At 55.6% G+C, this 12,836-nt stretch carries 12 protein-coding genes and 1 pseudogene; 4 read left to right on the forward strand and 9 right to left on the reverse strand.

The window, feature by feature from the left end; genetic code table 11:
• Positions 1 to 10: 10 nt before the first annotated feature.
• The 5 genes and pseudogenes from HY36_RS16505 to HY36_RS16520 all read right to left on the reverse strand — a co-directional run bounded on the left by HY36_RS16505 (position 11) and on the right by HY36_RS16520 (position 5,815).
• Entirely contained in the window at positions 11 to 2,266 is a 2,256-nt protein-coding gene (locus tag HY36_RS16505; protein WP_162176022.1) for a sensor histidine kinase, read from the reverse strand.
• Positions 2,267 to 2,383: 117 nt separating this feature from the next.
• On the reverse strand, positions 2,384 to 3,760 hold the full coding sequence (locus HY36_RS16510; protein ID WP_035555200.1) for a sigma-54-dependent Fis family transcriptional regulator: 1,377 nt from the start codon (positions 3,758 to 3,760) through the stop codon (positions 2,384 to 2,386).
• On the reverse strand, positions 3,753 to 4,421 hold the full coding sequence (locus tag HY36_RS18785; RefSeq protein ID WP_241764257.1) for a two-component system sensor histidine kinase NtrB: 669 nt from the start codon (positions 4,419 to 4,421) through the stop codon (positions 3,753 to 3,755). The genes HY36_RS16510 and HY36_RS18785 overlap by 8 nt, the downstream gene beginning before the upstream one ends.
• 213 nt (positions 4,422 to 4,634) lie before the next feature.
• A pseudogene (locus tag HY36_RS18845) lies at positions 4,635 to 4,826 on the reverse strand (PAS domain-containing protein); the annotation flags it as partial.
• Positions 4,826 to 5,815, reverse strand: coding sequence for a tRNA dihydrouridine synthase (locus tag HY36_RS16520; protein WP_155842012.1), 990 nt, complete (start codon positions 5,813 to 5,815; stop codon positions 4,826 to 4,828). The gene HY36_RS16520 and the pseudogene HY36_RS18845, both read right to left, overlap by 1 nt.
• 118 nt (positions 5,816 to 5,933) lie before the next feature.
• On the opposite strand from HY36_RS16520, the gene HY36_RS16525 reads away from it, so the two are divergent.
• Both HY36_RS16525 and HY36_RS16530 read left to right on the forward strand, forming a co-directional pair.
• Entirely contained in the window at positions 5,934 to 7,076 is a 1,143-nt protein-coding gene (locus HY36_RS16525; protein WP_035555208.1) for a bifunctional 2-C-methyl-D-erythritol 4-phosphate cytidylyltransferase/2-C-methyl-D-erythritol 2,4-cyclodiphosphate synthase, read from the forward strand.
• A gap of 51 nt (positions 7,077 to 7,127) precedes the next feature.
• Positions 7,128 to 7,619: a CinA family protein gene (locus tag HY36_RS16530; protein WP_035555212.1), complete on the forward strand. Its 492-nt coding sequence runs from the start codon at positions 7,128 to 7,130 to the stop codon at positions 7,617 to 7,619.
• Here HY36_RS16530 and HY36_RS16535 read toward each other — a convergent pair.
• Positions 7,616 to 8,074 (reverse strand): type II toxin-antitoxin system RatA family toxin, encoded by a 459-nt coding sequence (locus HY36_RS16535; protein WP_035555214.1) that lies wholly within the window; start codon positions 8,072 to 8,074, stop codon positions 7,616 to 7,618. The two genes, HY36_RS16530 and HY36_RS16535, sit on opposite strands and share 4 nt — an antisense overlap.
• A gap of 3 nt (positions 8,075 to 8,077) precedes the next feature.
• Positions 8,078 to 9,055 carry a lipoyl synthase gene (gene lipA, locus HY36_RS16540; RefSeq protein WP_035555393.1) on the reverse strand — a complete coding sequence of 326 codons (978 nt, stop codon included), beginning with the start codon at positions 9,053 to 9,055 and terminating at the stop codon, positions 8,078 to 8,080.
• Between the two features lie 155 nt (positions 9,056 to 9,210).
• On the opposite strand from lipA, the gene HY36_RS16545 reads away from it, so the two are divergent.
• The gene (locus HY36_RS16545) at positions 9,211 to 10,788 is read left to right on the forward strand and encodes an AMP-binding protein (RefSeq protein WP_051602905.1); all 1,578 of its coding nucleotides are present in this window, start codon (positions 9,211 to 9,213) and stop codon (positions 10,786 to 10,788) included.
• Here the strand turns inward: HY36_RS16545 and HY36_RS16550 are convergent, their stop codons facing one another.
• Positions 10,789 to 11,154, reverse strand: coding sequence for a helix-turn-helix domain-containing protein (locus tag HY36_RS16550; RefSeq protein ID WP_338042510.1), 366 nt, complete (start codon positions 11,152 to 11,154; stop codon positions 10,789 to 10,791).
• Between the two features lie 32 nt (positions 11,155 to 11,186).
• Here HY36_RS16550 and HY36_RS16555 point away from each other — a divergent pair, with 32 nt between their 5' ends.
• The gene (locus HY36_RS16555) at positions 11,187 to 11,792 is read left to right on the forward strand and encodes a 2-hydroxychromene-2-carboxylate isomerase (protein ID WP_035555220.1); all 606 of its coding nucleotides are present in this window, start codon (positions 11,187 to 11,189) and stop codon (positions 11,790 to 11,792) included.
• Here the strand turns inward: HY36_RS16555 and HY36_RS16560 are convergent.
• Positions 11,783 to 12,781, reverse strand: a complete 999-nt coding sequence (locus tag HY36_RS16560) for an adenosine kinase (RefSeq protein ID WP_035555224.1) — start codon at positions 12,779 to 12,781, stop codon at positions 11,783 to 11,785. The genes HY36_RS16555 and HY36_RS16560 overlap by 10 nt on opposite strands.
• Positions 12,782 to 12,836 lie beyond the last annotated feature (55 nt).

Raw genomic sequence — 12,836 nt, forward strand, 5'->3', positions numbered from 1 at the left:
TCGGGCTCCTCTACACCAAACCGGCCGGGGCCGGTAATTCGTCCAACTCGTCGTCGTGTTGGGCATCAAACGTTTCACTAACTTTCAGGGAATCATGCGGTAACCAGACCCGAACCCGGGCGCCGCGCATTCCATCCAGACGGTTCTGCAAGGATATCGACCCGCCATGGTCAACGATAATTCGGTTCACAATCGCCAGGCCTAGACCAGTCCCTTTTTCACGAGTTGTCACATAGGGTTCAAGCAGCCGATCCCTGACATCCTCCGGAAATCCGGGCCCGTTGTCCTCGATCGTGATGTCTAGCCCTTTCTCGGACTCTGTCAGGCTCACCCGAATGTGCCCTTGCACGTCAGCTTCTTCCGGCATGCCCTCAATTGCTTCTGCCGCATTCTTGAGAAGGTTTCCAAAGGCCTGGCCGATCAGTCGTTCGTCTCCCAGATACGTGACTGACTCTGCTTCTGATTCAAACACGACCTTGATATCGGGAGACACCATGCCTTGTGAGAAACTCGTCGCCTCAAGAACCGACTTCATATCGAACTTGTTGGCGTTGGGTTTTGGCATTCGCGCAAACGACGAAAACTCCTCTACCATCCGGCCAATATCACCTACTTGGCGCAGGATTGTCTCGATGCATCTGTCGAACACACCATCGGTGTCATCAATGGAACTCGCATACCGGCGCCGAAGTCGCTCAGTCGATAGCATAATGGGTGTCAACGGATTACGGATTTCGTGAGCGATTCTTCGAGCCACGTCGCGCCAAGCCAACTGCCGCTGCGCGTTTACAAGGCGAGTTGTGTCATCAAACGTCAGCACACAACCACCAGCTGGGTCGGGTGCGGTTTTCAGCCGGAAATGCCGTATTGCACCGTTTCTGTTTATATCGATTGAAGCATCAACCGGTGACCCCTGTTGAAGTGTGTCTTTCGCAAACTGAACAAAGTCAGGTGCGACATCTGCTAGAAACGCGCCCTCCTGAATTTCGTCAACACCCAGCAAGTCTCCAGCCGACCGGTTCGCCAGCGTTACGACCATGTGTGGATCCATCCGGATAACGCCTGCACTTACCTCGGCAAGCAGTGTCTCAACAAAATGGCGACGATCTTCTTCATCTTCTCGTGCTCGGATCAGGGCGCTTCTTTGCTCTGACAATTGCTCCGTCATCGCATTAAACGACTTGCTGAGAGCATAGACTTCATCTTTTGCACCGGTAACAGGCACCCGAACGGTCAGGTCGCCGTCCCTGACCGTGTGAGCCGCCATAGCAAGTCGACCGATTGGACCGGTAACGCGACCAGCAGCCTCAAGACCCAAGCGCCCGGCCAATAACAAAACAAGTGCAGCGATTTGCGCGTATCCGATGGCAAAGATTGTCTGGAGCCGCCCGCCCTGGCGCTTCGCATTATTGTACTGAATGATTTCGGCCTCCGCTTCACGAAGGCGAACCGCGGCATTGCGGTCAAAATTCTTCACCGCGTAAATATAGCCGTTCAGGGGTTCGGTAATGTGGATGAGCGCGGTGGCGACGCCGCGATTTTCGTAGAGCGTCGTTGCGATTTCACCTCTGTCAGCTTCCTCAAAAGCTGCTGCGGGCGGCGGGATCAGAATGGCGTCCTGCACGCTTTCCTCGGCAATCAATTCGACCCCGTCGTCACCTAGAATGGCAATGGTAAGAAAGTCCCTGAAGGCAAGTTCAGACCGCAAACCTTCAGAAAACGCTACGGAGGTATTTGCGGACAAGGCACGCGAGACATCGCCATCTCCAAAACTGGCCTCAACATCTCGAGCAAAATTCTCGACATCGAGAGCGGCCAATCGCACATCTACGTCGAATGTCGTCTCGAAATTATCGACATAGTTGCGAAAAATCTCTGCGTTCTTCTCCATCACCGAGTCGACGCGCTCGCCAAGCCAGTTGTCGAGCCCCTGTGTGAAGATGGCACCCAGAAACACAGCGACGATCGCTGAGGGAACCAGTGCCGAAAAGCCAAACAACATAACGAACCGCCGAGCGAGACGACCACGCCCCTCGCTCTCACTGTTTGACTGAATAGCGAAGTATTCGCGCACCACGATAGTCGCGAGCACGATGACGACGACGAAGTTCAGACCCAGCAACCAAGGCGTTGTACCGGCGGTCGGATTGTCGGGGTCTACGCCTGAAATCGCAATAAAAGTTGCAAAAACGGCAACAAGCGCAGCGATAATGAACAGCCCTTCGAAAAGGGCCCAACTTGCCTTGGAGGCTTGCTGACTCAACACGTTCGACAAAAAACTACCGCTCTACACTCGGCTAAAAAGCCCATTGCACTTCAAACACATAATCGTGCCTGAATCGCAACACTGGTGCAGTAATGCCACAGTTGTTGTGTCAGTCAATCAGTCTTCTGCAATGCCTAGCGCGTTGATCTTGGCCCTTAACGTGTTTCTGTTCATGCCTAATAGCTGCGCCGCCTTCACTTTGTTGCCTGCTGTCACGGACAGAGCCAAACGAATGAGTGGGCGCTCAACCTGATCAATTACGCTCGAGTAGACGTTGGATTCCTCATTGTCGCCATTGGCGATGAGATCGCCCATAATGTAGCGGTGCAACAGTGTCTCCATGTCTTTCTCAAATCCTGCGCTGGAGCCTTTCTGCTCGCTTGCACCTGCGCGCAATTCACGTTCGACATCCCTCAAGGTGACTGTCTCATCCGGGCAGAGTACCGCGAGCCTAAGGACAAGATTCTCCAATTCGCGCACATTTCCAGGCCAGTCATAGGCAGTCAGCAAATCCAATGCGGACTTGTCCAGTGTTTTCGCCGCCAGGCCCTGCCGTTGGGCGCGGATCAGGAAAGCGCGTGCGAGTTCGGGGATGTCTTCCTTCCGCAAGCGTAGTGGCGGCATTGTCAGCCGAACAACATTTAGTCGGTAGTAAAGGTCCTCACGAAACTTCCCATCATCCACCAAACGCCCCAAATTTCGACGAGTTGATGCGATGATCCGGGCACCACTGGAATCCCGCATCAACTTCACGAGTTGGGTTTGCGCCTCCGCTGGAAGGTCGCCAATTTCATCTAGGTAGAGAGTTCCCCCTTTTTGATGGACCGCCCCCTGCTCACCGTTGGCACCGAACAACTGCCGGTTAATCTCCGATGCTGGCAGCGCTGCCAAATCCAGAGCCACGAAGTGTCCATTCTTCGCGTCTCCCAACTGGTGGATTGCGCGCGCAGCAAGTTCTTTACCCGTCCCGCTTTCGCCTTCGATCAGGACGGTCAAATCGGTATTCATCACCTTGGCAATGATCCGATAGACTTCTTGCATTGCGTCAGAGCGACCGATCAGAGGCAGGCCGGCGTCCGATATCGCCTTCTGGGATTCAGGGTTGATCGCCTTGCTCGATCCCTTCGGCTGTGATTTCAGCGCCCGCTGAACCAAGCCTGATAGGGTGTCGATATCGAATGGCTTCGGAAGGTAGTCGAATGCGCCATGTTGAGCAGCAGACGCGGCCGTCAGGATCGTATTCTGGCCGCTCATCACAATGAAAGGCAACTCCGGGCGAGCCAGCTTCAACGATGGTAACAAGTCAAAGATCGACGCGTCACCGAGGAAGACGTCTGTCACCACAACATCGCCTTCCCCATTGCGGACCCACCGCTCCAGAGCCTCTGGTGAGCTTGTTGCGCGAACTTCGTAACCTGCAGACACCAAAGTCTGATTCACGATCAAACGAATGCTGGCATCATCTTCTGCAAGCAGAATCGTTTTCTCAGCCATCAGATCTTTCTCCTGTTCCTAGGGGTAACAAAACTGAAAAGCGCGTCGAACCGGGAACGCTATCGACGCGTATTTGGCCGCCATGCGCGGTGACCACTTCCTTCACAATTGACAGACCAAGTCCCCGTGCGCCCGATTTGCTGCTCTGGAAGACTTCGAAAATAGAGCTCTGCCGGTTTCGCGGAATGCCCTTACCGGTGTCTTCTACAGAAACAAGCATAGCGCGCCGAAGCCCGGCCCCTAGCCTTGCCTGGCGGAACGAAAGTCCTGCGGCGTAAGATGTACGCACAGTAACTTTCGCTGGGACGCCACCGTCGCTAGCAGCCTCGGCAGCGTTCCGAATCAAATTCTGGAAAGCTTGTTGCAGGTGGTCTGAATCGCCGATCACAGGCGGAAGCGATGGATCAAAATCTCTCTTGAATTCTACCTTCGATCCCATGGCGGCAGTTTCAGACGCCAGCACGCGCTCCAGCAGCGCATGTATGTTGAATGGCTCCATATGAGGCGCGGAAAACAGCTCAAAGGCCGACAGCCTGTTTACGAGACGCTCAATACGGCGCGCCTCTTCCTTGATGATCTCCAGAAGTTCTGATTGACCGTCAACGGACTGTCTTTCAAGCAACTGCGCCGCGCCGATAATCCCCCCAAGCGGGTTCTTCACTTCATGTCCGAGAATACGGCCAAACCCGGCAACACCCGCTGCGGATTCATTTACGTCTCGAGTCGCAGCGTCGCACATAGCGATCATGAAGCCGCCTTCGTCCGTGGATCTTACCCAGATATCACAGATATGACGAGACAAGAGCCCCGGCCCGCTGATGGGCGTGCCAGGCGCGGTGATATCCCCAACTGTCCGTTGGGCGCGATCCAGCAACTCAAATACAGGCGAGTCGTGGTATACAATCTCGCTCAAAGGTTTGGTTCTCAAAGCCCTACGAGAGAGCTGAAGTAGACTTTCCGCTGCCGCGTTGACCTCGACTACTTTGCGTCTGGCATCAACCAGCATTAGCGCAATCGGAGACAAATCTGCCAAACGAGGCGCCGGCATCGTTACGTCACTCGTCATTACGCGGCCTCCAGTTCGAACGTTTTGCGATACACGCGCCTGAGCGCAGATTGCAGGTCGCCAGCATGATTGATCTGGCACAGCTGAGATCGCAATTTCCGGCGGACATCGTCCGTTAACGGCAGATTCACACTCTCGATAGCCGCGGACACGTGCTTGCGCACTGTGCGCACTCCCAGAAAGTCTCCGTAGAGGTCGACGCTGTCTGATATTTGTTCGAGCAAACTATCAAGTTGCTCTTCCAATGCAGGCTCTTCAAACGTCTCTCCGTCAAGGTGAGCCGCAATCCGGCCGAGCAGCCAGGGTTGGCCCATAGCCGCCCGCCCGACCATCACTCCGTGCGCCCCAGATTCCGTCACAGCTTTCCTGGCATCATCACAGGAAGAAATATCGCCATTGACGATGACCGGTAGCGACACCGCCTCGACAGTGTCAGAAACGCGCTTCCAATCCGCAGTGCCTTTATAGAACTGGCATCGAGTCCGCCCGTGCACCGTCAACATACGGACGCCCATATGCTCGGCTGATTGAGCAATGTCTGGCGCATTGAGCGAGTCATGGTCCCAACCAAGCCTCATCTTCAGGGTCACAGGCAGGTCGCCCGCGCCATCGATAGCCGCCTGTATGATTTCTAGTGCCAGAGGCACGTCACGCATCAAGGCTGAGCCAGACTGCGCGCCTGTCACCTGCCGCGAGGGGCATCCCATATTAATATCAATCACATCGACGCCCGCTTCACGAAGCAACCGCGCCCCTGTTTGCATCGCTTCAGGGCGACTGGCAGCCAGTTGGACAATCCACTGGCCATCGCCATCGTGGCGACATGTGCGCCGCACAACATCCGGACGAGCAATCGCCAGCATATCGCCTGCCACCATTTCGGACACCACAGCCGGCGCGCCAAACCTGACGGCCTGTCGACGCATTGGCGCATCTGTTGCTCCTGACATTGGAGCCAACCAGACTTTAGGTGCCTGAAAATTGGTCATTTGACTATCTTTCCGTTTTTTCATGACTTCGCAAGTGCACAATATGCAAGCAGCTGCAACCGGCGCTGATAGAAATCGCCAGTAGCCAACCCTGGCGCCCTCGCATATTAACCCGCCCATGAATAGAACCGTCGCCATTATCGTCGCCGCCGGCAAAGGCTCTCGGGCAGAAAGTGAGCGCGCCAAGCAATGGTGTGACCTCAATGGCCGTCGCGTCATCGAATGGTCAATCCGTGCTTTTCAGTCCCATCCCGCCGTCGATGACGTAATCATCGTGACCGGGCCTGACGTACCAGACGGCTTTCATTCAGATGGGTGCCTACTTGCGACAGGTGGCGACACGCGCACACAATCGGTTCGCAACGGCCTGCAGGCGATCAAGGACCCTGCGGAAAATACGGCTGTGTTGATCCATGACGCCGCTCGGCCAGGCCTGACTCACGCGATTATCGATAACCTGTTGGAGGCTCTATCCACACACGATGCAGCGGCGCCCGCTTTGCCAGTACAGGATGCTCTGAAACGGGCGTCAGACACGAACTTGGTATCTGTATCGAGAGACGATCTCTATCGGGTTCAGACACCTCAAGCATTCCGTTTCGGCGCAATTGTTCACGCCTTAAGTGAAGCCGCGGACGATCTCGTCGATGACCTGGCCGCTGTAGAGCGCCAAGGCGTCGCGGTGAAACTGGTCAAAGGCTCCGATCGACTGCACAAAATCACCTATCCGGAGGATTTCGACATGGTTTCAAGAATGATGACGCCACGCCTCGCCTTTCCTCGCATCGGAAAAGGTTTTGACGTCCACGCGTTCGAACCGGGTGACCATGTCATTCTTTGCGGAGTGAAAATTCCCCACACCGCCAAGCTTAAGGGGCATTCAGACGCAGACGCTGCATGGCATGCTTTGACGGACGCTATTTTGGGGGCGGCTGCGTTAGGTGACATTGGAGATCATTTCCCCCCGAATGAAGACCGGTGGAAGGATGCAGACAGCGGGCTGTTCCTGAAAGAAGCGCAAAATCTGGCTTTAAAGCGCGGCTTTGCCATAGGAAATTGCGACGTAACGATCATCTGTGAAGCTCCAAAAGTAAAACCTCACCGGGAGACAATGCGCAAACGAACAGCGGAATTGCTCGACCTTTCGCTCGATGCTGTCAGCGTGAAAGCCACAACGACAGAAGCACTTGGCTTCACGGGAAGACGCGAAGGGATCGCTGCGGAAGCAGTCGTCACACTCGTCCCGACGTCAGGTGACTGAATTCGTAATCTTCGCTTCACGCCGCAGCGAACACCCCTTATCTTGCAGTCTATGTTTCCAGATCGACTTCGCAATCTCGCCATGCTTGTGCTCGATGACGCCGCACAATCACGCCTCAGAATCTGCACGGCTGAAAGCTGCACTGGTGGCCTGCTGGCAGGCTTGCTGACAGACATCCCCGGCAGTTCGACCGTTTTTGAACGCGGCTTTGTGACCTACTCAAACCGCGCCAAGGAAGAAATGCTGGGCATTGCTGGCGATGTTTTGGCGGATTACGGGGCCGTATCAGAGCCGGTTGCCCGAATGATGGCGGAAGGCGCCTTGGAAGCCAGTCGCGCAAACATTGCCGTTGCCATAACCGGCGTCGCCGGCCCCGGCGGCGGCACTCGCATGAAGCCCGTCGGCACCGTCCATGTGGCCTGTGCTCGCGAAAACCGTGCCGTCATACATGAAATGCTGCAAACCGGCGATATTGGTCGCGAGCAGATACGCCTCGCCGCGATGGAATGTGCTTTGCGGCAAATACAGATGCAAATCGCTTAGGCTTTGGCCCCGTAGCGTCGCTCCGCCTCAGAAAGAAACGCTCCGAGGATCTTGTTGACTGCGAGTTCCTGATTGGCCGCGGCCAGCATGCCTATCAACGGATTTCGGAAATCGTAGTCTATGGACAGCGAGATGTCTGACCCGTCGCTATCTGTCGCCTCAATCACCCACTCCGCTTTCAGCTTTCGAAACGGACCTTTCACCAAGGACGCAACCACGCGCCCCAGCGCAGGATCCGCCTCGACCCGAGTGGTGAAACGCTCGACAAAACCTTTGAAGCCTACAGCTGCCTCTCCCAGGCAGGTGAAGCTCGCGTCGGGCTGTACGCGCATCTCAGACACGCGCATTGCCGTGATCCACTTTATGAAATCCGGATAAGCGGCGATGTCCGAGACCAGTTCGAACGCCTGTTGACCGCTATACGGCACATGAATCGATTTCGAGAAATGCGGCATCGCCTAGACGGCTTCGGTGGCCAGTTTGGCTTCACGCGCTGCGCGCAGTCGCGCGAAGTCTTCGCCCGCATGATGAGAGGAACGGGTCAGCGGTGACGCCGAAACCATAAGGAAGCCTTTGGCGCGGGCAATTTCTTCGTACGCCTTGAACTCTTCCGGCGGGACATAGCGATCAATCGCGGCATGCTTCCGAGTGGGCTGCAGGTATTGACCAATTGTCAGGAAGTCGATGCCGGCAGAACGCATGTCATCCATGACCTGCATCACTTCTTCTTTTGTTTCGCCGAGGCCGACCATCAGGCCAGACTTGGTAAACTGTGTCGGATCACGATCCTTCACCTTCTCCAACAGGCGCAATGAATGGAAGTAGCGCGCACCCGGGCGGATTGAGAGGTAAAGACGCGGAACTGTTTCAAGATTATGGTTGAACACATCGGGCTTCGCATCAATGACACGGTTCTCCCAGCCATCCTTGCGCAGGAAATCGGGCGTCAGTATTTCGATCGTGGTTCCGGGAGACATGGCCCGAATCGCTTCGATCGTGTTGACGAAATGCATTGCGCCGCCATCCGTGAGGTCATCGCGGTCCACTGACGTGATAACGACATGCTGCAGTCCCATTTCAGCAACTGCTTCAGCCACTCGGCGCGGCTCATCTTCATCCACTCGCCCTGGTGTGAGCGGCTTACCGGTGGAAACATTGCAAAAGCTGCAGGCGCGCGTGCAGATTTCGCCGAGGATCATCATAGTGGCGTGCTTCTTGTCCCAACATTCGCCAATGTTCGGACAGCCCGCCTCTTCGCAAACTGTAACGAGGCCTTTTGATTTCACGATCTGGCGCGTTTCTGCGTAGCCCTGCGATGTCGGGGCTTTCACGCGAATCCAGTCTGGCTTGCGGAGCAACGGCGTATCCGGGCGCGATTGCTTCTCCGGATGCCGGTGCTTGCGCGAGTTTTCGGTCAGATTGATGAGATTTGCCATGGCGGGAAAATGGACCTGACCAACTGTTTCATCAAGGGAAATACACTGCAGAGTGTTTATGCAATCTTGCATTACCGCTTGCGACAGTGTCGATAAATGACAGATTGTTACAAAAAACACATGGGGCAATGCCCCGGAGGGAACCTGAGGCCATCATGACCGGACAGACCATCCCGGCACCTTTGCCATATCAACCATCACGCACCCGCACCGATCTTTTCAGCGCACTCTTTCGCGCAAAAAAGGAATTTGGGAGCGGAAAGGCCATTTTGATTGATGGCGACGAACGCGAACTCACCTACAAAGAGATCGTGCAAGCGGCGCTGGCGCTGGGCTCAGCCTTGCGCAAGGGCACAAAACCCGGAGAGGCCGTCGGCGTGATGCTGCCCAGCGGGGCCGGCGCGGTCATCGGCTTCTATGCAATCAGCGCGTTCAACCGAATCCCCGCAATGCTCAACTTCACGGCAGGCTCTCGCAATCTGAAAGCCGCCATGAAGGCCGGACAGATCAGTCGCATCGTGACAGCGCACAAATTTGTTGAGCTAGGCGGCCTTGAGGATCTGATAGAAGAATTGTCCGATTCAGCAGAAATCCTGTATCTGGAGGATGTTCGGGAAAACCTGACGCTCAGCAACAAGCTGATCGCGGCTCTAGGTTCTGTGCTTCCGGGGCTGGTCCGCAAGCAATCGCGCTACAAATCTCCCGGTGTGATGCTTTTCACGTCTGGCACCGAGGGTGAGCCCAAGGGCGTCGTTCTCAGCCATGAAAACGTGATGGCCAATGTCGAACAGGTTCGCGCGCATATTGGATTGAGCCCGGATACAGATCGCCTGTTCAACCCCCTGCCAACATTCCACTGTTTTGGTCTAACAGTGGGCGCGGTGTTGCCAATTGTCGCCGGAATTCCGGTCATGTTTCACCCATCGCCGCTTCAGCCGCGCGAAATCGTCCGCCGTATTCGTGCCAACCAATCAACGATCCTTCTCGCGACAGACACATTCATCTCGCAATATGCGCGTATTGGTGGGGACGGCGACATGAGTTCGGTTCGACTGGCCGTTTGCGGTGCTGAACGAGTCAAAGATGAGACGCGTGCACTTGTGCGCCGGAAGTTCGAAATCGAGATCCTCGAAGGATATGGAGCAACCGAAGCGTCCCCTGTAATCGCCGCGAACCAGTGGGAGAATAATCGTCCCGGCACGGTCGGAACACTCATGGCGCGTATGGAATCGCGACTGGTACCCGTTGAAGGCATTGAAGACGGTGGCCGGCTCCACGTGAAAGGGCCGAACATCATGCTAGGGTATCTGCGCCCTTCGAACCCTGGCGTCCTGGAACGCCCCGAGGGCGGATGGCACGATACAGGAGATATCGTGGCCATCGATGATGAAGGCATCATCAGGATCATGGGGCGGGTCAAGCGCTTCGCGAAAATCGGCGGCGAAATGGTGTCGCTGGCAGTCGTCGAGAATTGCGCCAGCGCTATCTGGCCGGATAATCTTCACGCAGCTGTCACCCTGCCCGATCCCAGAAAGGGCGAACAAGTTATTTTGTTGAGCGACACCAAGGACAGCAATCGAGAAGACATTCTGGCCTGGGCGAAGAACCATGGCGTGCCCGAACTGTCCGTTCCCAAGCGGGTATACCAAGTGGATGAAATTCCGGTGCTCGGCACAGGCAAGATCGATTACGGAGCCGTTCAGAAAAAAGCCGAGCAATTGCTCGCAGACTGATCAGGCAGACGTCGCCCGGCGCACCGGCAAGTGTTTTTTGCCCCAATCGCGAAGTGACAACAGCGCGGGCGCCAGCTCCTTGCCCTTCTCCGTCAGGACATAATCGTAGCGTTTGGGTGTCGTGGTATAGGCAACACGCTCCAGCACGCCCGCTTCAACGAGCCGCTTGAGACGGTCGGCAAGGATGTGCCGGGTCATTCCACTCGATTCAATGAATTGTTCGAACCGCGACATACCCAAAAAGCAATCGCGCAAAACAAGCATTGTCCAGCGGTCGCCAACAACGGAAAGCGTTCGCGCAACCGGACACCAATTATCTGATAGATCGGACCATTTCATGCTGACACACCTATACTGATTTGCCATAGTTCCAAAACGACACTCAATACGGAGCGATCATGGCAAACTCTCTTGAATTCTATTTCGACTATATCAGCCCATTTTCTTACGTCGCCAATGCTGCAGTAGCGCAACTAGCAGAACGAATTGATGTGTATGTGGAATTCAAACCCATGTTCCTCGGGGCCGTCATGCAATCCACTGGCAACCGCCCGCCAGGTATGGTGCCGGCGAAGGGGGCCTACATGATGAAGGACCTCCTGCGCTGCACCTCGCGCTACGGGTTGGACTTTAGAATGAATCCCTACTTTCCAATGGTAAACACGCGCGTCCTGCTGAGGGCGACATGTGGCCTCGCAAATAATCCAGCCGAACAAAGACGCTTCATGGATTCCGTCTTCCGCCATATGTGGGCGACCGAGACCGCCCTGAAACCAGACGACGAATCATCGGTCAAAGTCATGTGCGAAGCCGAGGGCTTTGAGTACAGTCAAGTTCTAGCCTTCGCTGAAGACCCGGCGAACCGGGAAGCAATGCAATCCAACACCGATTCAGCAATTGCACGTGGCGCATTCGGCGCCCCAACCTTCTTTGTGGGTGATGAAATGTTCTTCGGTCACGACCGCCTGGATTATGCAGTGGAAGCGCTCAAGGCTCAGGCGTAGATGCCAGCCGCCTCTGCGAGCTCCTTGTACGACTTCTCAGGCCGAGGTCCGAAGTGAGAAATGACTTCCGCGGCGGCGATATGCCCGAGATGCGCACAAGTGGCCAAAGGAAGCCCTCGTGAAATGCCAAAAAGGAACCCGGCGGCGTATTGGTCTCCAGCACCGGTCGTATCAACAACGTTTGAGACAGCTTCAGCCCCCACCGTGATCGGGTCTCCCTCGCCTATGACGACAGACCCTTTCTCGCTGCGCGTGACTGCGGCGATTGCGGTGTCGGCCTGAAGTGACGCGAGCGCCTCCTCGAAATTGTCGGTCTGATAGAGGGACAGCAACTCCTCCTCATTCGCGAATACGATGTCCACATTGTTCCGCACGAGTTGGAGGAAGCTGGCACGATGTCGATCAACGCAGAACCGGTCTGACAGGGTGAGCGCAACTTTGCGACCCGCCGCCCGGGCAATCTCTGACGCAAAAACAAAAGCCTCCTTGGCTTCTTCGCGGTCAAACAGATACCCTTCAAGGTACAGAATGCCACCAGAGCGAACCGTCTCTTCGTCTACGTCATTCTTCGAGAAGAGGACCGATGCACCGAGAAAGGTGTTCATGCTGCGCGCGCCATCATCGGTTACGAAGATGATGCTGCGCGCGGTCGCGGGTCCACTTTCGAGTGGCGTCGTGGCGAAGGGCACACCGGTGGCAGCCATTTCCCTGGTGAACTGGCTGCCGAGTTCATCCTTTGAAACCTTGCCAATGTAAGCGGCCTTTGCGCCGAAACTTGCCAAGCCCGCAATCGTGTTCGCTCCACTGCCGCCGGATGTGTAGAGCGGGTCGATCGCCGCTTCAGTCAACGCTTCTGCCCGATCCTCTTCAATGAGATTCATCGCATCCTTGTGGATACCCCACTTCTCGAGAAAGGAATCGTCAGCGCGCGACAGAACATCTACAATTGCATTTCCAAGGCCGACGACGTCGAAGCGGATTTCACTCATTTCACAATTTCCTTGATACCAGCAGGTCGATTGCCAGAGCTGAGTTGTGGACGCA

The sequence above is a fragment of the Hyphomonas atlantica corrig. genome (assembly GCF_000682715.1).
In the GTDB taxonomy this organism is placed as follows: Bacteria; Pseudomonadota; Alphaproteobacteria; order Caulobacterales; family Hyphomonadaceae; genus Hyphomonas; species Hyphomonas atlantica.

Excerpts from the sequence above, each read along its gene's own strand:
- HY36_RS16510 (WP_035555200.1), bottom strand. The coding sequence starts at position 3,760 with ATGGCTGAGAAAACGATTCTGCTTGCAGAAGATGATGCCAGCATTCGT.
- HY36_RS16520 (WP_155842012.1), bottom strand. The coding sequence starts at position 5,815 with ATGACCAATTTTCAGGCACCTAAAGTCTGGTTGGCTCCAATGTCAGGA.
- HY36_RS16525 (WP_035555208.1), top strand. The coding sequence starts at position 5,934 with ATGAATAGAACCGTCGCCATTATCGTCGCCGCCGGCAAAGGCTCTCGG.
- HY36_RS16530 (WP_035555212.1), top strand. The coding sequence starts at position 7,128 with ATGTTTCCAGATCGACTTCGCAATCTCGCCATGCTTGTGCTCGATGAC.
- HY36_RS16535 (WP_035555214.1), bottom strand. The coding sequence starts at position 8,074 with ATGCCGCATTTCTCGAAATCGATTCATGTGCCGTATAGCGGTCAACAG.
- lipA (WP_035555393.1), bottom strand. The coding sequence starts at position 9,055 with ATGGCAAATCTCATCAATCTGACCGAAAACTCGCGCAAGCACCGGCAT.
- HY36_RS16545 (WP_051602905.1), top strand. The coding sequence starts at position 9,211 with ATGACCGGACAGACCATCCCGGCACCTTTGCCATATCAACCATCACGC.
- HY36_RS16550 (WP_338042510.1), bottom strand. The coding sequence starts at position 11,154 with ATGGCAAATCAGTATAGGTGTGTCAGCATGAAATGGTCCGATCTATCA.
- HY36_RS16555 (WP_035555220.1), top strand. The coding sequence starts at position 11,187 with ATGGCAAACTCTCTTGAATTCTATTTCGACTATATCAGCCCATTTTCT.
- HY36_RS16560 (WP_035555224.1), bottom strand. The coding sequence starts at position 12,781 with ATGAGTGAAATCCGCTTCGACGTCGTCGGCCTTGGAAATGCAATTGTA.